The organism is Actinomadura roseirufa (assembly GCF_900659635.1).
GTDB classification, from domain to species: domain Bacteria; phylum Actinomycetota; class Actinomycetes; order Streptosporangiales; family Streptosporangiaceae; genus Spirillospora; species Spirillospora roseirufa.
This window is the reverse complement of record NZ_CAACVB010000024.1, coordinates 23,976-40,603: the sequence shown is the minus strand read 5'-3', so window position 1 is coordinate 40,603 and position 16,628 is coordinate 23,976. Positions and strand designations below refer to the sequence as shown.

18 protein-coding genes are annotated in these 16,628 nt (G+C 74.0%); 5 read left to right on the top strand and 13 right to left on the bottom strand.

Annotated features, from left to right (window positions below; translation table 11 throughout):
- Positions 1-143: 143 nt before the first annotated feature.
- Positions 144-653, top strand: coding sequence for an ATP-binding protein (locus tag E1291_RS08105; RefSeq protein WP_242614016.1), 510 nt, complete (start codon positions 144-146; stop codon positions 651-653).
- Between the two features lie 25 nt (positions 654-678).
- On the opposite strand, the gene plsX is transcribed toward E1291_RS08105, so the two are convergent.
- The 5 genes from plsX to E1291_RS08080 form a co-directional block, all read right to left on the bottom strand.
- The gene (gene plsX, locus E1291_RS08100) at positions 679-1,917 is read right to left on the bottom strand and encodes a phosphate acyltransferase PlsX (protein ID WP_131737110.1); all 1,239 of its coding nucleotides are present in this window, start codon (positions 1,915-1,917) and stop codon (positions 679-681) included.
- Positions 1,918-2,048: 131 nt separating this feature from the next.
- Complete coding sequence (locus tag E1291_RS08095; RefSeq protein WP_131737109.1) at positions 2,049-2,441, bottom strand: hypothetical protein; 393 nt, start codon at positions 2,439-2,441, stop codon at positions 2,049-2,051.
- 108 nt (positions 2,442-2,549) lie between these two features.
- On the bottom strand, positions 2,550-2,939 hold the full coding sequence (locus tag E1291_RS08090; protein ID WP_242614015.1) for a hypothetical protein: 390 nt from the start codon (positions 2,937-2,939) through the stop codon (positions 2,550-2,552).
- A 25-nt stretch (positions 2,940-2,964) separates the two neighbouring features.
- Positions 2,965-4,011, bottom strand: coding sequence for an alpha/beta fold hydrolase (locus E1291_RS08085; RefSeq protein WP_131737108.1), 1,047 nt, complete (start codon positions 4,009-4,011; stop codon positions 2,965-2,967).
- The gene (locus tag E1291_RS08080) at positions 4,008-4,736 is read right to left on the bottom strand and encodes a DUF998 domain-containing protein (RefSeq protein ID WP_131737107.1); all 729 of its coding nucleotides are present in this window, start codon (positions 4,734-4,736) and stop codon (positions 4,008-4,010) included. Before E1291_RS08080 ends, E1291_RS08085 begins: the two co-directional genes overlap by 4 nt.
- Before the next feature lie 338 nt (positions 4,737-5,074).
- Between E1291_RS08080 and E1291_RS08075 the strand changes: the two genes are divergently transcribed.
- Positions 5,075-6,391, top strand: a complete 1,317-nt coding sequence (locus E1291_RS08075) for a KamA family radical SAM protein (RefSeq protein WP_131737106.1) — start codon at positions 5,075-5,077, stop codon at positions 6,389-6,391.
- A 109-nt stretch (positions 6,392-6,500) separates the two neighbouring features.
- Here the strand turns inward: E1291_RS08075 and E1291_RS08070 are convergent, their stop codons facing one another.
- Positions 6,501-7,700 (bottom strand): MFS transporter, encoded by a 1,200-nt coding sequence (locus tag E1291_RS08070; RefSeq protein WP_131737105.1) that lies wholly within the window; start codon positions 7,698-7,700, stop codon positions 6,501-6,503.
- A 58-nt stretch (positions 7,701-7,758) separates the two neighbouring features.
- Here E1291_RS08070 and E1291_RS08065 point away from each other — a divergent pair, with 58 nt between their 5' ends.
- The gene (locus E1291_RS08065) at positions 7,759-8,748 is read left to right on the top strand and encodes a winged helix-turn-helix domain-containing protein (protein ID WP_131737104.1); all 990 of its coding nucleotides are present in this window, start codon (positions 7,759-7,761) and stop codon (positions 8,746-8,748) included.
- A gap of 44 nt (positions 8,749-8,792) precedes the next feature.
- On the opposite strand, the gene E1291_RS08060 is transcribed toward E1291_RS08065, so the two are convergent.
- The 3 genes from E1291_RS08060 to E1291_RS08050 form a co-directional block, all read right to left on the bottom strand.
- A complete protein-coding gene (locus E1291_RS08060) occupies positions 8,793-9,314 on the bottom strand; it encodes a YbhB/YbcL family Raf kinase inhibitor-like protein (RefSeq protein WP_131737103.1) in 522 nt (173 codons plus the stop codon).
- Positions 9,315-9,410: 96 nt separating this feature from the next.
- The gene (locus E1291_RS08055) at positions 9,411-10,202 is read right to left on the bottom strand and encodes an ABC transporter ATP-binding protein (protein ID WP_242614014.1); all 792 of its coding nucleotides are present in this window, start codon (positions 10,200-10,202) and stop codon (positions 9,411-9,413) included.
- The gene (locus tag E1291_RS08050; protein WP_131737102.1) at positions 10,195-11,163 is read right to left on the bottom strand and encodes an ABC transporter permease; all 969 of its coding nucleotides are present in this window, start codon (positions 11,161-11,163) and stop codon (positions 10,195-10,197) included. Before E1291_RS08050 ends, E1291_RS08055 begins: the two co-directional genes overlap by 8 nt.
- A gap of 110 nt (positions 11,164-11,273) precedes the next feature.
- Between E1291_RS08050 and E1291_RS08045 the strand changes: the two genes are divergently transcribed.
- Together E1291_RS08045 and E1291_RS08040 are read left to right on the top strand one after the other, a co-directional pair.
- Positions 11,274-12,893 (top strand): bifunctional phosphatase PAP2/diacylglycerol kinase family protein, encoded by a 1,620-nt coding sequence (locus E1291_RS08045; RefSeq protein WP_207400625.1) that lies wholly within the window; start codon positions 11,274-11,276, stop codon positions 12,891-12,893.
- A 262-nt stretch (positions 12,894-13,155) separates the two neighbouring features.
- Positions 13,156-13,377 (top strand): DUF6158 family protein, encoded by a 222-nt coding sequence (locus E1291_RS08040; protein ID WP_131737101.1) that lies wholly within the window; start codon positions 13,156-13,158, stop codon positions 13,375-13,377.
- A gap of 175 nt (positions 13,378-13,552) precedes the next feature.
- On the opposite strand, the gene E1291_RS08035 is transcribed toward E1291_RS08040, so the two are convergent.
- From E1291_RS08035 to E1291_RS08020, 4 genes are read right to left on the bottom strand one after another with little or no spacing between them, the layout of a single operon-like run.
- On the bottom strand, positions 13,553-14,380 hold the full coding sequence (locus E1291_RS08035) for a hypothetical protein (RefSeq protein WP_131737100.1): 828 nt from the start codon (positions 14,378-14,380) through the stop codon (positions 13,553-13,555).
- A complete protein-coding gene (locus E1291_RS08030) occupies positions 14,377-15,540 on the bottom strand; it encodes a glycosyltransferase family 4 protein (protein ID WP_131737099.1) in 1,164 nt (387 codons plus the stop codon). Before E1291_RS08030 ends, E1291_RS08035 begins: the two co-directional genes overlap by 4 nt.
- Complete coding sequence (locus tag E1291_RS08025) at positions 15,540-15,896, bottom strand: hypothetical protein (RefSeq protein ID WP_131737098.1); 357 nt, start codon at positions 15,894-15,896, stop codon at positions 15,540-15,542. The genes E1291_RS08030 and E1291_RS08025 overlap by 1 nt, the downstream gene beginning before the upstream one ends.
- Positions 15,893-16,621: a hypothetical protein gene (locus E1291_RS08020; protein WP_131737097.1), complete on the bottom strand. Its 729-nt coding sequence runs from the start codon at positions 16,619-16,621 to the stop codon at positions 15,893-15,895. The genes E1291_RS08025 and E1291_RS08020 overlap by 4 nt, the downstream gene beginning before the upstream one ends.
- Positions 16,622-16,628: the final 7 nt, after the last annotated feature.

The window sequence follows — 16,628 nt, the reverse complement described above, 5'->3', positions numbered from 1 at the left end:
GTGAACGGAGCGTTCCACACAGTTCACGAGGAGTGGGTTGAGCGGCCGCCCGCGTTGCGGGGATTCTGGGGGTGTCAGCCGCCCCCCGTCACGGCACCCAGTGCTCTCGACACGCCTGAAAGGCGGGAGAGGGACGGTCGGTCATGACCGTGCTCGACACATCACCGAAGACCTGCGCCCCGGCGAGCCCGCGGATGAGCGGGCGCGAGCATCCGGTGGGCGGGATGTGCTGGCGGCGCGCCTTCGCCGGCCGTCCCGCCCAGGCCCGGCCGGTCCGCGAGTTCGTCGCCTTCCTCGCCGCGGGGTTCCCCGGCGCCGACGACGTCGTCCTCGCGGCCGCGGAGATGACCGCCAACGCGATCCAGCACACGCGCTCGGGCCTGCCGGGCGGCCTGTTCGTGGTGGAGCTGCGCCGCTGGCGCGGCCGGCTGGCGCTGAGCGTCACCGACCAGGGCGGCCCAAAGGACCCCCGGCCGGGCGGTTCCCTCCGCCGCGGGCACGGGGGCGCCGCCGCGATCCCGGCGGACGGGACGCCGGAGGAGGCGTTCGCGCTCGCCGAGTCGGGGCGCGGGCTGCTGGCGGTCGCCGCGGTGGCGACCGGCTGGGAGTGGAGCGGCGGGCCGTCCGGGCGGACCGTGACCGCGATCTTCTGACCGGCCCGGGGGAGGCGCCGCCCGCTCAGGTCGCGCCGGGAGGGTCCGGGAGGTCGGGGACGGTGGTGTCGGCGGGGGACGGGTCGTGCGGGGCCGGGTCGCCGCCGGTCCGCTCCGCCCTCTCGCCGCCGTTCCTGTCCGGCCTGTCGGGGGCCTGCTCGCGTTCGCCGTGCGTCCAGCGGCCGAAGCGGGACGTGCGGGTGGCGGCGACCTGCTCCCGGATCCGCTCGACGATGCGCCCGGCGGCGAGCCGGTGCGCCAGCTCGCACGCCGAGGTGATCGCGCGCGCCTCGGACGCGCCGTGCGCGATCACGACCGTCCCGTTCAGGCCGAGCAGCACGCCGCCGCCGTAGGTGTCGGGGTCGAGCCGGTCGCGCAGCTCCTGGAGGCGGCGGCGCTGGAGCAGCGCGCCCATCCGCGCGGCCGGGGTGGCGGTCATCGCGGCGCGGATCTCCTCGAACGCCGTGCGGATGGTGCCCTCCATCGTCTTCAGCGCGACGTTCCCGGTGAACCCGTCGGTCACGATCACCTCGACCTCGCCGCGCAGCAGGTCGTGGCCCTCCACGTTCCCGGCGAACTCCAGCCCGTGGTTGCCGCCGGTGAGCAGCTCGTGCGCGCGGCGGGTGGCCTTGTCGCCCTTGTCGGGCTCGGCGCCGATGGTGAGCAGCCCCACCCTGGGCCGCTCCATGCCGAGGACGATCCGCGCGTAGGCCGTGCCGAGCGCGGCGAACTGGACCAGCCCCTCCGGCTTGACGTCCACGGTGGCGCCCGCGTCGAGCAGGATCGTCGGGCGCGGGCTGGTCGGCAGCGTCACCGCGATCGCCGGCCGCAGCACGCCCTGCTGGCCCTTCAGCCGCAACCGGGACGTGGCCACCACCCCGGCGGTGCTGCCCGCCGACACCAGCGCCGACGCGCGGCCCTGCTTGATCAGGTGGCAGGCGATCGCGATGGACGAGCGCGGCTTGCGCCGGCTGGCCAGGGCGCCCTCGCCCATGTCGAGGGCCTCGTCGGCGTGCACGACGGGGATCTGGCCGATGCCGCCGTAGCGGTCCAGCTCGCGGCGGATCCGCGGCGCCTGCCCGACCAGCACCACCCGGACGCCGTGCGACCGGACGGCCTCGACCGCCCCCGCGATGATCTCTCCGGGGGCGTTGTCGCCGCCCATCGTGTCGACCGCGATCGGCAGTGGGTGGACCACCGCCGGACCGCCGGCGTCCGGGCGGCGGGCCGGTGCCGGACGCGCCGGCTCGCCTTTGCCGGTCATGGCCGCTCCAGGAGGGTGAACGATGCTTCGGGCCGCAGAAACGCAGCTCATCGCATCGTAGGACCTTCCCTCACCGGCCCTCGCAACGCCCGCCCGGAGTGGCGATCCTCACCCCGGGCCCGCCCCCCGGTTCAGCCCTTGTCGCGGCGGCAGTCGGCGCCCAGGCAGAGCACGTTCTCCACGACCGGATGGCCGCCCACGAGGATCGTGTAGTAGGTCTTGTGCGTCTTGCGCTCGCCGCTGCCGAGCACCCGGACGTCCCGCTTGTCGGTGGTCGTGCCCGTGCAGGACGCGCGCAGCTTCTGCTTCGTCCAGCCGGGCAGGTCCGCGCACTTGAGCGGCGCGCTCAGCTTCAGGCCCCGGGCCTGGAGCTCGGCGGCGGCGGTCACCGCGAGCGACTTGCGCAACGCCGACTGTGTCTTGTAGCGCAGCTCGTCGCCGCCCGCGAGCACCAGGTAGGCGATGCCCGCCAGCGCGACGAGGAGCGCGGCGGAGCCCATGACCAGGGCTTTCGTACGATTCAACTCCACACCGGATATCTCCACACCAAGTACGTCACCGACCGTACAGGGGTGTATGCATGGCGTGGTGGTGGTTTTCCCCGTCCATGGGGAGATGTTGCTTTCCGGGGGTCAGTGGCAGCCGAGGCCGAGGCAGTTCTGGCGCAGCACCACGCGCCGGCCGACCGTGATCACGTAGCTCTCCCGGGGGTGGTCGGTGTTGGCGGCGGTGGCGACGCCCCTCACGGCCACGGGTTCGCCCGCCAGGGTGCGGGCCGTGCAGCGCACGTGGACGACGGACGCGGACCCGGAGTCCGGCGTCTTGCAGGAGGGCCGCTTCTCCAGGCGGACGCCGCGGTTCTTCAGTTCCAGCACCGTCCCGTCGGTGACCGCGTTGTTGAACGAGCCGTCGGAGATCCGGCGCATGAGCTTGCAGCCGGGCAGGGTCAGCACGAGCAGCCCCGCCGCCACGGCGGCGGGCACCCGGCCCGCCCGCCGTCCGATCACCTGCCGTCCGATCACGCGGCCTCCGATCATGCGCGTCCGGTCATGCGGTCTCCACCGCCCCGGCGGCGTTCCCGCCCGGGTGGGCGAGCACCGCGGCGACCGCGTCCGCGACCGCGTCCGGGCGGTCCAGGTGCACCATGTGGAGCGCGTCCGCCAGCTCTATCTGGCTCCCGAGCGGGCTCATCGCGGCCAGCCGGGCATGCCCGGCGGCCCACTTGCGCGCCTCGGCGGGCTCCTTCACGTCGCCGAGCGCGGTGAGGACCACCAGCGGGACGGCGGGGAACGGGCACCGCTCGCGCAGCCGCGCCAGGTCCAGCGCCATCTCGGGGTAGGCCAGGTTCTCCGCCAGGGCGGTCCCGAGCACCGTCCCGCGCCCGTACACCGACCGGACGACGCCGCCGGAGGCCGGGTCGTCCCGCCGGCTGGTGTGCTTCAGGACCAGCCGCCGGCCGAGCGGCCCCACGACCCGCGCCAGGCGCGTCGCGCCGAGGACCGCGCCCGTCGCCGTCGCCGCCGGCGTCAGCGCCGCCGCGTACCGGAGGGCGACGCGCGGGTTCCGCTCGTAGCTCGGGTCGACCAGCACCAGCCCACGGACGAGCCCGGGGCGCAGCCGGGCGAGCGCCTCGGCGTGGAAGGCGGCCATCGAGTGCGCGAGCACGACCACCGGCCCCCCGGCCCGCGCGGCCAGCGCCGCGAGCACGTCCACCTCGCGGCGCAGCGTGGGCGCGGCGTGGGCGGCGGGGCTCAGCCCGAGCCCCGGCCGGTCGAAGGCGATCACCCGGTGCGCGTCCTCCAGCAGCGCCGCGCTCGGCCGCCAGTCGAACCAGGCCCCGCCGAGCCCGGAGCTCAGCAGCAGCGGCGGCCCGTCCGCCGGGCCGCTCGTCACGACGTGCACCTGTTCTCGGCCGACGTTGACCAGCTCACCGCCCGGCCGCGCGGCGGCGTCACCGGCGGTGTCCACGGCGGGGAGGCCCGCGGGGGCGCTCGCGGGGCTCCCGGATCCGGCGTCCAGGGCCGCTCCGGCGTTCGCGGGGTCCTCGGCGGCGTCTTCGGCGGCGTCTTCGGCAGGGGGCACGATCTCGGTCATAGGGGGCTCTTCTCTCGTGGGAGCGGGACGCCCCGCTCGGCGCGGCGCACCTCCCGCCGGTCGGCGTACAACGCCCAGGCGATGGTCAGCAGGCCCAGGCACAGGATGCCGATCTGGACGCGCTGGATGATCCCGAGCCAGCGGCCGAGGAGCATCGCCAGCAGGGTGCTCAGCGCGAAGACCGACTCGGCGAGCGCGAGCGGCCATCCCCAGCGGGCCAGCGCGGGCCACCAGCCGTACCGGCGGGCGGCCATCGACAGGGTGAACAGCGAGACCACGCCACAGAAGATCACCGCGCCGCTGGTCACCGAATGGAACTCGTGGGAGAACGAGACGCTCTCGGAGCGCTCCCGGAGCGCGCACCAGGTCTCCAGGCTGGGCGCGCAGTCCAGCGGGAAGAGGGCGTCGCCGATCGCGCACAGCCCGAACAGGCCGAGGAACGCCCAGCCGGCCGTCGCCAGCGGCCGCCGCGCCAGCCGGCCCAGGGCCTGCGCCGCCACGATGATCGTCAGGACGCCGGTGACCAGGTCGCCGCCGCTGTAGACCAGGTGGTAGGGCTGGTCGATCGCCGACAGCTCGCTGACGTAGCCGTTGACCACGTCCAGTTCAGGGCTGAGCCAATTCTCCAGCAGGAACGTTCCGTAGGAGATCCCGGCGACGACGGCCAGCGCGATCACGTGGGCGGGCAGCGTCCCCGGCCCGCCCTTCGCCTCGTCCGAGTTCACCAAGCCCCCTCCGCCGCCTGGCCGCGCCGCCCCCTCCAGTATCGACGACCCCACCGCCCGCCCGTGACCTGGGGCCTCTTTCGGCGAGCCCGTCCCCGGCGGCGGGAGCGGTTGACGTCCCGTAGTCGTTGTACAAGCGGCGGACGGTCCACGATGATGTTTTGGCGATTTGTCTGGATCGGCCTTGACCTGCTTCTTCGTACTCTGTAGGGGGTATCAATTCGGCATGAATCTGCCCGTAACGGTTCAATGGGGGTGCTCCGAGGCTTTCTGATCACGGTCCGTGACGAAGTGCCCCGGGGAGTGTCTCCCCCGCTGACTCCAAGGAGTACCAACACGTGACACTGGTGAACGACGCGGCTCCCGCAGTGCGATCCACAGGTCGCAATTTCCGCGCCTTCACGGCGAAGCACCTGGACGAGCTCACCGCTCGCGCCGGGCTGTCGCCGGCACAGCAGCTCGCGACCCGGGCCGTGGCTACGGTCCTGCCCTTCCGTACCAACGCGTACGTCATCGAGGAGCTCATCGACTGGTCGGCCGCTCCGGACGACCCGATCTACCGGCTGGTCTTCCCGCAGGAGGACATGCTCCCCGCCGACGACGTCGCGCACCTGTCCGACCTGCTCCGCCGCGAGGCACCCAAGGCCGAGGTCGAGGCCGCCGCCCATGCCGTCCGGATGAAGCTGAACCCGCACCCGGCGGGTCAGATGGAGCTCAACATCCCGAGCTTCGGCGACGGCAAGATACCCGGCATGCAGCACAAATACGACGAGACCGTTCTGTACTTCCCCAAACAGGGACAGACGTGCCACGCGTACTGTACTTACTGCTTCCGCTGGGCCCAGTTCGTCGGCGAGCCCGACCTGAAGATGGCGGGCGACGACGTCACCGCCCTGCGCGACTACATCGTCTCGCACCCCGAGGTGACCAGCGTCCTGTTCACCGGCGGCGACGCGATGATCATGGGCGAGCCGGTGCTGCGCCGCTACATCGAGCCGCTGCTGGACCTGGAGCAGCTGGAGTCGATCCGCATCGGCACCAAGTCCCTGGCGTACTGGCCGCAGAAGTTCGTCACCGACCCCGACGCCGACGACATGCTCCGGCTCTTCGAGCAGGTCGTCGAGTCGGGCAAGAACCTGGCCTTCATGGCCCACTTCACGCATCCGCGCGAGCTGGAACCCCTCATGGTCGCCGAGGCGTGCCGCCGCATCCGCGACACCGGGGCGATCATCCGCACCCAGGCGCCGCTGATCCGCACCATCAACGACGATCCCGCCGCCTGGGAGACCATGTGGCGGACGCAGACCCGCATGGGCCTCGTCCCGTATTACATGTTCGTCGAGCGCGACACGGGGCCCCAGGACTACTTCGCCGTCTCCCTCGAACGGGCCTACGAGATCTTCCGGGACGCCTACAAGAACGTCTCCGGTCTCGCCCGCACCGTCCGCGGGCCCTCGATGTCGGCCACTCCGGGCAAGGTCTGCGTGGACGGCGTCGTCGAGCTGTTCGGCGAGAAGGTGTTCGCGCTGCACTTCATCCAGTGCCGCGACTCGGACCTGGTCGGCAAGCCCTTCTTCGCCAAGTACGACCCCAACGCGGTGTGGCTGGACGATCTGAAGCCGGCCTTCACCGACCGCTTCCCCTACGAGCGGTGACCCGCGTGGCGTGTTCGCCGCCCTCCGGCGAACACGCCACACTCAAGCCTCCGCCGCCCCGAACCGGTGAAGCGCCCCGGGGCCGGGGACCCGGCGATCCAGCACCGGCCTACGACGGCCGATGCAGGGACCGGGTGAGGCCGAGGCACACCGCCACCGCCGCGGCGCCGCACAGGGCCATGAGGCGGGGCGGAGAGACGATCTCCCCGAGCGCGCCCGCCGCGCTGATCGCGGCGGCCTGCCCCGTCATGACGCCGGTGCCCGCCAGGCCGAGGGCCTGGCCGCGGACGGCCTCCGGAGCCGCCTCCACCAGGCGATGCTGGACGGTCAGCTCATAGCTCAGCCCGGCCGTGGCACAGGCCAGCACGACGCAGGCCAGGACGAGCCCGGGAGCGAGGGCGAAGAGCAGGAGGGGCGCGCCGGTCAGCAGCGCCAGCGGGAGCGTGAGCCGGTCGCGGAGCGGGGCGGGCACCCAGCGGCCCACGACGAAGTTGCCCGCGAACATCCCGGCGGCGCCCGCGGCGAGGAGCTGCCCCGCGGCGCCCGGCCGGCCGAGATCGGCCGCGTAGGGCACCACCACGCCCTCCGCGCCGGCCGACAGCGAGATGGGCAGCCACCCGGCGAGCAGGAGACCGCGCGTGACGGGATCACGCAGGAGCACCCCGTTGACCCGCCAGGTCTCGCGCGCCGTCCCCCGGGACGGCTGCGACGGCTCGCCGCCGCCGCCCGGGAGCCGCAGGGCGACGACGACCGCCAGGGCCGCGCCCGCCGTGCACAGCCACAACGTCCCCGCCGCGCCGAGCACCGGCAGCAGCAGGCCGCCTGCGGCCTGGCCCACGATCTGCGCGCCCGCCGCCGCCATCATGAACAGCGACCGCCCGAGCACGTACGCGTCGCCGGGGAGCAGCCGGGGAAGACGCGCCTGCACCGCCGCCGACCCGACCGGGGCGAAGAGGCCGGTCAGCGTCAGCAGCGCGATCGTCACCGGGAGCGGTGTCGCACCGGTCGCCAGGACGGCGGTGACGGCGAAGCGCAGGAAATGCTGGCCGGTCAGCAGCACGCGGGCGGGAACGCGGTCGGCGAGCGACAGCAGGAACATGCCGCCCACGACGTAGGGGAGCATGCTCGCGGCGAAGACCAGCGCGGCGGCCAGGGCTGATCCGGTCCGCTCGAAGGTCAGCACGGACAGCGCGACCGCGCGGGCCGAGTCGCCCGTCACCTGGAGGGTGAACAGCGTGAACAGGACGCGGAACTCCGCGACGCCGAAGGCGGCGCGGTAGCGGGCGGGCGTCCGAGGGGGAGCGGTCATGGGGTGATCCTCCGGTCGCGGTCCCGGCCCGGGATAACGTTTCGGTGAGGAGCGAAACATGTACCGGATAGTGATCGGCCCGCAGGACCTCGCGGCCAGCCGCTTCGGCGTCGCGCCGCTGCTGGAGACGCTCACCGCGCTCGGCCTGGTGGCCGGCCGCGCCCCGGCGGGGCCGCTGCGCCCCTGGGTGGAGCGGATGCGGCCCGCCTACCGGGAGGCGGCGGGCGACCCGGCCGTCCGGGCGCTGGCGTTCCTGCGCCGCCGCCACGCCTACATGGCCGACTTCGTCCAGCCGCCGCCCGTACGGCCGAACCTGACGGTCGCCGCGCAGCTGGCGGTCATGCGCGCGACGCCGCCGGACCGGGCGCGGTGGGAGATCGCCCGCAACCTGGACGGGCTGCCGGAGCCGGAGCCCGCCGTGCGCGACGTCCTCGCGGCCCCGGACGTGGTGGAGCGGCTGGCCGCGGGCCTGGAGGTGGCGTGGCGGGCGCTGCTGGAGCGGGACTGGCCGCTGGTCCGGTCGATCCTGGAGCAGGACATCGTCCACCGCGCCGGCCGCCTGGCCGCCTACGGCTGGGCGGAGGCGCTGGACGGCCTGTCCCGCCGGGTGCGCTGGCGCGACGGGGTGATCGAGGCGGACATCGGCGGGGAGCCGCGCGACTGCCGGCTGGACGGCACCGGCCTCGTCCTGGTGCCCACGGTGTTCTCCGAGCTCGGCGGGCAGCTGGAGCAGGGCCCGCCGTTCACGCTGATGTACCGCGCCCGGGGCGTGTCCGTCCTGTGGGAGGGCCGGGCCGCGGCCGGCGGGGCGGCCGCGCCGGACGCTCTGGGGCATCTGCTCGGCCGGACCCGCGCGGACGTGCTGCGCGCCCTCGCCGAACCCGCGACGACCAGCCGGCTCTCGGCCCGCCTGCGGGTCAGCCTCGGCGGCGTCGGCGGCCATCTCGCGGTGCTGCGCGCGGCGGGGCTGGTCACCCGCGGGCGGGACGGCCGCGCCGTCCTCTACCGGCGCACGCCCCTCGGCGACCTTCTGGCCGCCGCCGGGTGAGCCGCGCCGTCACCCGCCCGGCGGTCCGCCGGGCGGGCGGCGGGTCAGACGCCGTACTCGGGGACGATCGAGGCGCGGGCGAGGGTGTGGGCGGTGATGTTGAAACCGGCCACGGCGGGGGAGACGGTGGAGTCGATGCCGAGGGTCTCGACGTCCAGGGCGTGAACGGTGAAGACGTAGCGGTGGGGGTCGCCGGGCGGCGGGGCCGCGCCCCCGTACGCCTTGGTGCCGTAGTCGTTGCGGACGTGGAACCCGTCCGCGGGGTCCGCGGCGCCGGCCCCGGTCGGCAGTTCGGTGACGGTGGCGGGCAGGTCGACCAGCGCCCAGTGCCAGAAGCCGCTGCCGGTCGGCGCGTCGGGGTCGTAGCAGGTCACCGCGAAGCCCTTGGTCCCCTCGGGGAACCCCGACCAGCGCAGGTGCGGCGACTCGTTCCCGCCGCCCAGGCCCCAGTCGTCGAACACGTGCCGGTCCGCCAGGCGCTCGCCGTCGGTCACGTCGTCGCTGGTGAGGGTGAACGACGGGACTTCGGGCAGGTGCTCGTGCGGGAGCGGCGGCTTGCCGGGCATGGCGGTCTCCTCGTCAGTAAAAGCTCGTCCCCCCCATCTTTATCAGGATGGGGGGGACGAGGACGCCGTGCCGGCGGTGCCGCCGCGTGACGGGGGTTACTTGCCGGTGGCCTCGATGTAGGCGGGGATGACCTCGGCGGGGTCGCCGTCCATGTGCATGCGGCCCTCGTCGATCCAGATGACGCGGTCGCAGGTCTCCTTGACGACGTCGAGCTGGTGGGCGACCAGGAACACCGCGCCGGCCTCGCGGCGCAGCTCCTCGATCCGCCGCTTGCTCTTGACCTTGAACTTGGCGTCACCGGTGGCGAGCGCCTCGTCGATCAGCAGCACGTCGTGGGTCTTGGCCGCGGCGATGGCGAACCGGAGCCGGGCGCCCATGCCGGACGAGTACGTCCGCATGGGGTACTGGATGAACCCCTCCTTGAGACCGGCGAAGTCGACGATCTCCTTGTACTTGGCGCGGGTCTCCTGGGGCGTCATGCCCATGGCCAGGCAGCCGAGGACGATGTTGCGCTCGCCGGTGAGGTCCTTCATCAGCGCGGCGTTGACGCCGAGCAGGGACGGCTGGCCGTCGGTGAAGACGCCGCCGCTGTGCGGCGGGAGGAGCCCGGCGATCGCCTTCAGCAGCGTCGACTTGCCGGACCCGTTGGTGCCGATGATCCCGACCGCCTCGCCGCGGTACACGACGAAGGACAGGCCCTTGATCGCGTGCACCTCCTTCATGGAGGGGCGGCTCTCGCGGCGCAGGACGCGGGAGAACGCGCTGGCGGCGTTGCCCTTCCCGCCCGCGCCGAACACGCGGTAGATGATGTGGAGGTCGTCCACCACGACGATGGGCTCGCGGTGCGGGTCGATCTGGAGGGTCCCTCGGACCTTGGTGTCAGCCACGGCCGTATCGCTCCTCGGCTCGGTAGAAGAACCAGAAGCCGCCGATCAGCGCGACCGCGGCCCAGGCCAACGCGTAGGCCCACAACTGCGTGGTGGAGTGCATGCCCATCTTGTGGACATAGCCCCGGTACTCGCCGAGCAGCGTGTGCCTGCTCAGCTCCACGTAGATGTAGGCGGGGTTGGCCTCCAGCAGGCCGGAGAGCCAGGGGTTGTCCTTCAGCGCGGCCTTGTGGTTGATCAGCTGCGGCAGGCTGAAGATGACGCCGGACATGTAGAGCCACGTCCGCATGATGAACGGAAGCAGCTGGGTGATGTCGCGGTTGAACGCGCCGAGCCGGGCCATCACCAGGCTCGCGCCGACGTTGAACAGCAGCTGCAGGGCCAGCACCGGGACGAACAGCAGCATGTGGAAGGTGATCGGCTCACCCCACGCGAACACGATGGCCAGCAGCACCACCAGCGACAGCAGCAGCTGCTGGAACTCGACGACGGCGATCGCCAGCGGCAGCGTGGCCCTCGGGAAGTGCAGCGCCCGGATCAGCGAGAGGTTGTCGCCGACGGACTTGGAGCCCGAGGTGATCGACCGCTGCGTGAACCCGAACATGAAGACACCCGTCACAAGGAACGGGATGAAGTCGGGGACGCCGCGGCTGGTGCCCAGCAGGACACCGAAGATCAGGTAGTAGACCGAAACGTTCAGGATCGGTGTGAGCAGCTGCCACACCTGACCCAGTCGCGATTCGGTGTACATCGAGATGTTCTTGGCCGACGCGAACGCCCAGATGAAGTTACGTCGAGCCCACACATTCTGGATGTACTTGCGCAGCGGGGGGCGCGCCGCGCTCTGCTTCAGCCCATACCGTGCGGCGTAGGCGGCCAGCGTCTCGTTCACGTGAGGAGGCTCCGCGATCGTGCCGACCGACTCGCCACCCTGGGAACCGAGCCGTTCCGGGTGACTCATGCCGCGAAGCCTATTGCAGTCGACGATGTGTGAGCGACGTTCGCCCGCATGTGACCCCCGATTTGAGATCTTTACGGAATCATGTCGTCGTCCTAGGGGATACCCCGGTCATGCGCGCCAACCATCCGACGCCGGGTCACCGGTCACTGCCCGTGCACGCCCGCGCCGCGGCGGCCCCGCCGCCCCCGCGCCGCCGCCGTCCCCGCGCCCCCGCGAGCGGCCTGCTCCGCAGGCTCGGCCGGGCCGACCGATGGGCGTTCGACCGGGTCGCCGCGGCCCGGCTGCCGGGCCTTGAGTACGTCCTGCCGCGGCTGTCGCGGTCCGCCGACCACGGTGTGCTGTGGTTCGGGACGGCGGGCGCGCTGGCGGTCAGCCGGCGGCCCCGGCTGCGGCGCGCCGCGCTGCGCGGGTCGATGGCCATCGCGGTGGCGAGCCCGGCCGTGAACATCCTCGGCAAGCAGGCGTTCCGCCGCAAGCGCCCGGTGGTGGACCTGGTGCCGCCGATCCGGATCCGGTGGAAGCTGCCGACCTCGCACGCGTTCCCGTCCGGGCACTCGGCGTCGGCCGCGGCGTTCGCGACGGGGGTGGCGCTGGAGGCGCCGCCCCTTCTCGCGGCGCCGGTCGCGGTGGCCGCCGCGGCGGTGGCGTTCGCCCGCGTCTACACCGGCGCCCACTACCCGGGGGACGTGCTGGCGGGGCTCGGGATCGGGACGCTGGCCGGCCTCGGGACGCGGATGGTGTGGCCGGCGCGCCCTCCGGTGGCCCGCGTGACGCGGGCCGAGGGAGAGGACGTCCAGGTCAGTGAGGACGGGGCCGGGCTCGTCGCGGTCGTCAACCCGGGGTCGGGCACCGGCGGCGAAGTGCCGGGCGGGCTGCGGCCGGGCAACGCGGAGGCGGCGCTCGGGCTGATCCGGCGGGAGCTGCCCGCCGCGGAGATCGTCCGCCTGGAGCCCGATGAGGACATCGACAAGGCGTTCGGCAAGGCCGCCGAGCGCGCGCGGGCGCTGGCCGTCGTCGGCGGCGACGGCACCGTGAACGCCGCCGCCCGCGCGGCGCTGAAGCACGGCGTTCCGCTGCTGGTCGTCCCCGGCGGGACGTTCGACCACTTCGCCCGCGCGCTCGGCATGGAGACGCCCGCGCAGGCCGTGGCCGCGTACCGGGGCGGGCGGCTCGGCCTCGCGGACGTGGCGTACGTGACGCCCGCGAGCGCCGCCGCGGGCCCCGAGGAGGAGCGGCTCTTCCTCAACACCGCCAGCTTCGGCGCCTACACCGAGCTCGTCGACCGGCGGGAACGGCTGGAGCGGCGGATCGGCAAGTGGCCCGCGCTGGCCGTCGCCGCCGTCCGGACCCTGCGGCACGCCGAGCCCGTCGAGGCGGTGGTGGACGGCCGCCGCCGCCGGGTCTGGCTGGCGTTCGTCGGCAACGGCGTCTACGGCTCGCACGGCGCCGCGCCCACCTGGCGGGAGCGCCTGGACGACGGGCGGCTCGACATCCGGATGATCACGACGGGACGGCGCGTCCCGCGGACCCGGGCCGTCGCCGCGGTCCTGGCCGGGCATCTGCGCCTCACCCCCGGTTACCGTGCGTGGCGGGCGGGGGCGCTGGAGGTGGTGTCGCCGGGCGGCGAACTGCGGCTCGCCCGCGACGGCGAGGTCTCCTCGATGCCCGCCGCGGTCCGCTTCGGCAAGCACGCGGGCGCCCTCACCGTCTTCCATCCGCCCGAGGACTGAGGCGCAGGGTTCCCGCGATGTTCAGGCGCCCGTCACTCCCCGGCGGGCGCCTGAGGCGTCGTTGATGCCCGGTATGTCAGTCATTGCGATGTTCGGTCCGGCGGGCGCGGGACGGCGGTTCACCCGGCGGACACCGGGTAGAGGAGAGGCGGCACCGACTCGGCCGACCCGCGGGCACGGGCCCGCGGGAGACACGGGCCCGCAGAGGACACAGAGGCGCCGCGCACGGGTGCACGGGCGTGCGCCGGAGGGAGCACCGCAGATGACGATGGGAATCGACCCGGGCGTCCTCACCGACGACGATCTCTTCCGCGAGCTGGCCAGCCTGTACGACACGAGGCTCGACGCCCTGCGGCACGCCGCCCCCCAGGCGTACGGGGAGCACACCCGCCGCATGAACGAGCTTGAGACCGAGTACCTGCGCCGCCGCCCGGCCCGCGAGATCGACCCCAACCGGCTGCGCGAGGGCGCCCGCGCCCGCTGAGCCCTGCCCGTGCCCCATCGGCCCGAGCGCGCCGACGCCGCCCGCGCCCGCCGTGCCCGCCCCGCCGTGCCCGCCACCGTCCCGCCATCGTTCGCGTCGACCCGTGCGCGCTGACCCGTTCTTCGCCGTCCGGTCATTCGCCGTCCCGTCACCGGAGTCCACGCCGACCCGCGCGTCAGCGCGCCGGGGATCGGCCGCGCGCGGGTCGCGGCTCCCGGGCGCGGCGGGCACGGGTGAACTGGTCGTCGAGGGTGCGCGGGAACGGCAGCATCCGGTGCCGGTCCCGCCAGGGCGCGAACTGGCGGACGGCGTTGAACCCGGCCGCCGTCACGATCCGCTCGACGCGCGGCCCCGGCGGGCACGCCGGATAGGCGTCCAGGTGGGCGAACCCGGCGGGCAGCCCGGCCGGCCTGCGGGGCGACACGACGGTCATGCGCGGGGCGGCGCCCTCCAGGGCGGCCATGTCCCGCGCGTAGCCGGCCAGTTCGAGGATCTCCTCGTCCGGGCCGCCGTGCACGATGATCCAGCCGTCCAGGTCGAGGGGCTCGGCCGGCGGATCGATGAGGGTCAGCGGCCCGATCTCGGCGGAGACGCCGCGCAGGTGCGCCTCGTGCGCCGGGTCGAGCGGTTCGAGGACGAACGTCCGGTCGAAGCGCGGCGGATCGGCGGGCAGCAGCGGCCGGTAGGCGTCCCAGCGCAGCAGGCGGGCCAGGTGCGTGACCCGCGCGTCCCCGGGGAGGACGGTCAGCTCCCCTTTGAGGCCGGCGGGGAAGGCGTCGACGACCACCTCGTCGGGCCGCAGCGCGGCGAGGGCGCGCGCCGGGTCGGACGCCGCGATCACGCGGAGGCCGTCCACGACCCGGCGGTCCCGCGCGAACGGGGAGGCGGTGATGACGGCGGCCTCTCCGGGAGGAACGCCGCCGCCCGCCCCGAGGGTGTGCAGGTAGGCGCGGAGCCGCGTCAGATGGCCCAGCCCGTCCCCGCACGCGTAGAAGACGATCATCCGGGCGCGCCGGGCCCCGTGCTGGACCCAGTGCCCGCCACGGCGTCCAGGACGGCGAGGTACCCGGCCGTCTCCCCGGCCGGGGTGAAGTCGCGGCGGATCCGCTCGGCGCCCGCCGCGCCGAGCGCGGACAGCCGCGCGGCGTCCGCGCGGGCGGCCCGGTCGATCGCGGCGCGGCAGCCGTGCGCGTCGCCCGCGGGAAAGGTGAACCCGATCTCGTCGTCGGCGACGTCGCCGAGGCCGCCCGCGTCCGAGGCGAGCAGCGGGACGCCGAGCGCCGCCGCCTCCAGCGCCACGTTCGGCATGCCGTCATAGAAGGACGGCAGGGCCGCCAGGTCGCAGCTCGCGTACACCGACGGCAGGTCGTAGCGCTCCAGGAACGGCAGGAAGGAGTGCGCGACGCCGCCGTCCGGCTCGGCGAGGCGCGCGGTCACGCTCTCCTCGACCTCGCCCACGAGCAGCAGGTGAAACGCGTCCGCGTGCCCGGACGCGAGGAGGGCGTCCAGGAAGAACCCGACGCCCTTCTTGTTCTTGAGCTGGCCGATGAGCCCGACCGTCCGCCGCCCGCCGGTGACGTTCTCCGCCCGCCACGTGCGCGCCCGCTCCCGCTCGGACGGCAGGATCCGCCACTGGCCGGTGTCGACGCTGTTGGCCACGAACGTCACCGCCGCGTCAGGGGCGAGCGCCGTCACCAGCGGCGCGTGCGAGCGCGCGACCACGCACACGTGCGCGGAGGAGCGCAGCGCGTCGGTCAGCACGCCCCGCCGCCGGAGCGAGAAGACACCGATGTCGATGTCGTTGCCGCGCAGCAGCGTGACCAGCGGGACGCGCAGCAGCCGCGCCAGGACGGGCGCGGCGAGCATCGGATACGTCCCGCCGAACGCGACCGTGTGCGAGTACGTCCCGCCGGTGAGCCGCTCGGCGGTGAGGGTCGTCCAGAGGCGGCGCAGAGCGTGCTCGGGGTCGTCGCCGAGCGGCGCGGTCAGCAGCCGCCCCCCGTTCTCGCGCGTCACGCTCCAGGGGCGGTCGCGCCGGGTCAGGTGCGCGACGTCCACCTCCACTCCCGCGCCGCGCAGGCCCCGCACGATGCGGTCGCATGACTGGGCCATACCGCCCTGGCTCGGCGGGTAGTGCTCTGTAATCCACAGGACATGTGCCATCAGCTGTCCACGAACCCGGTTCCGTCGGAGCCGAAATCGCCCTCGTCGTAGGTGTAGCCGCTCCCGGGCTCGAACGCCCCGCGGTCGTAGGCGTCGAACGACGAGTACCAGGTCGTGTCGTTGTAGGTCTCCGAGGTGCGCTCGTAGTGGCGCCGCCGGTAACCGGCGACCCAGGACGGGTCGTGCGGGTCGCGCGAGCCGTGGCCCAGCGCGGCGAGGCATTCCGGGCAGTGCCCGCCCTGCGGTGCGGCGTGCTCGCCGCAGACCGGCCGCCCGCACTGCGGGCAGCCCGTGACGGCCGGGCGGCCGCAGCGTCCCAGCACGAAGAACCCCGTGGTCACGTCGCAGGGGGTCATCGCGCCGCCCTGCCCGTCGTGCCGGGCGGCGTCCACCGGAACGGCTCGGTCGACACGTGCAGGATCGCCTCCATCAGCCGTTCCTCCGTCGGCGCCCCGGGCAGCTTGCCGCTCGCCCGGATCACCGTCCGCGAGCCGGGCCTGACCCGCACCCGCACCCATCCCGGCGGCGCCGACCCCGGCCGCCGCACCGCGGCGTCCTTCGGCAGCCGCCGCGTCACGCTCACCATGTGCACGGTCTTCGACTTCACCTTCGTCTTGATCTTTCCGCGCGGATTGCGCTTGCGGATCCGGCGCCGCCGCGTCCGGTCGGTCACCGCCAGCTCCAGGACGCTGCCGTCGCGCAGCTCGGCCCGCATCCGCAGCCACGGGTCCATCGCCCACCACTGCTCGGCCGACAGGACCGGGTGCTGGACGGGCATCGGGTGCGGCGTCCCGTTCTTGTCCGGGACCTCCATCCCGCGCAGGTCCGCCGCGACCGACAGCACCCCGTCCGGCCGCATGTCGGCCGCGAGCACCCGCAGCAGCGGCACCAGCACGGCGCCCGCCCGGCTCGGCGGCCGCCACTTCGCGCGCCGCACCTGCGCCGCGTGCCCGGCGAGGCTCCGGATCACCGGTTCCCAGTCGTCGCGGCGCAGCGACACCGTGAACCCGCGCTGGTGGATCAGCGCCTGATGCAGCGGATGGAAGCGCGCGATGGCGGCGCGCTGCTTGCGCCAGAACATGACGACA

Excerpts from the sequence above, each read along its gene's own strand:
- E1291_RS08105 (WP_242614016.1), top strand. The coding sequence starts at position 144 with ATGACCGTGCTCGACACATCACCGAAGACCTGCGCCCCGGCGAGCCCG.
- plsX (WP_131737110.1), bottom strand. The coding sequence starts at position 1,917 with ATGACCGGCAAAGGCGAGCCGGCGCGTCCGGCACCGGCCCGCCGCCCG.
- E1291_RS08085 (WP_131737108.1), bottom strand. The coding sequence starts at position 4,011 with ATGACCGAGATCGTGCCCCCTGCCGAAGACGCCGCCGAAGACGCCGCC.
- E1291_RS08070 (WP_131737105.1), bottom strand. The coding sequence starts at position 7,700 with ATGACCGCTCCCCCTCGGACGCCCGCCCGCTACCGCGCCGCCTTCGGC.
- E1291_RS08065 (WP_131737104.1), top strand. The coding sequence starts at position 7,759 with ATGTACCGGATAGTGATCGGCCCGCAGGACCTCGCGGCCAGCCGCTTC.
- E1291_RS08060 (WP_131737103.1), bottom strand. The coding sequence starts at position 9,314 with ATGCCCGGCAAGCCGCCGCTCCCGCACGAGCACCTGCCCGAAGTCCCG.
- E1291_RS08050 (WP_131737102.1), bottom strand. The coding sequence starts at position 11,163 with ATGAGTCACCCGGAACGGCTCGGTTCCCAGGGTGGCGAGTCGGTCGGC.
- E1291_RS08045 (WP_207400625.1), top strand. The coding sequence starts at position 11,274 with ATGCGCGCCAACCATCCGACGCCGGGTCACCGGTCACTGCCCGTGCAC.
- E1291_RS08040 (WP_131737101.1), top strand. The coding sequence starts at position 13,156 with ATGACGATGGGAATCGACCCGGGCGTCCTCACCGACGACGATCTCTTC.
- E1291_RS08035 (WP_131737100.1), bottom strand. The coding sequence starts at position 14,380 with ATGATCGTCTTCTACGCGTGCGGGGACGGGCTGGGCCATCTGACGCGG.
- E1291_RS08030 (WP_131737099.1), bottom strand. The coding sequence starts at position 15,540 with ATGGCACATGTCCTGTGGATTACAGAGCACTACCCGCCGAGCCAGGGC.
- E1291_RS08025 (WP_131737098.1), bottom strand. The coding sequence starts at position 15,896 with ATGACCCCCTGCGACGTGACCACGGGGTTCTTCGTGCTGGGACGCTGC.
- E1291_RS08020 (WP_131737097.1), bottom strand. The coding sequence starts at position 16,621 with ATGTTCTGGCGCAAGCAGCGCGCCGCCATCGCGCGCTTCCATCCGCTG.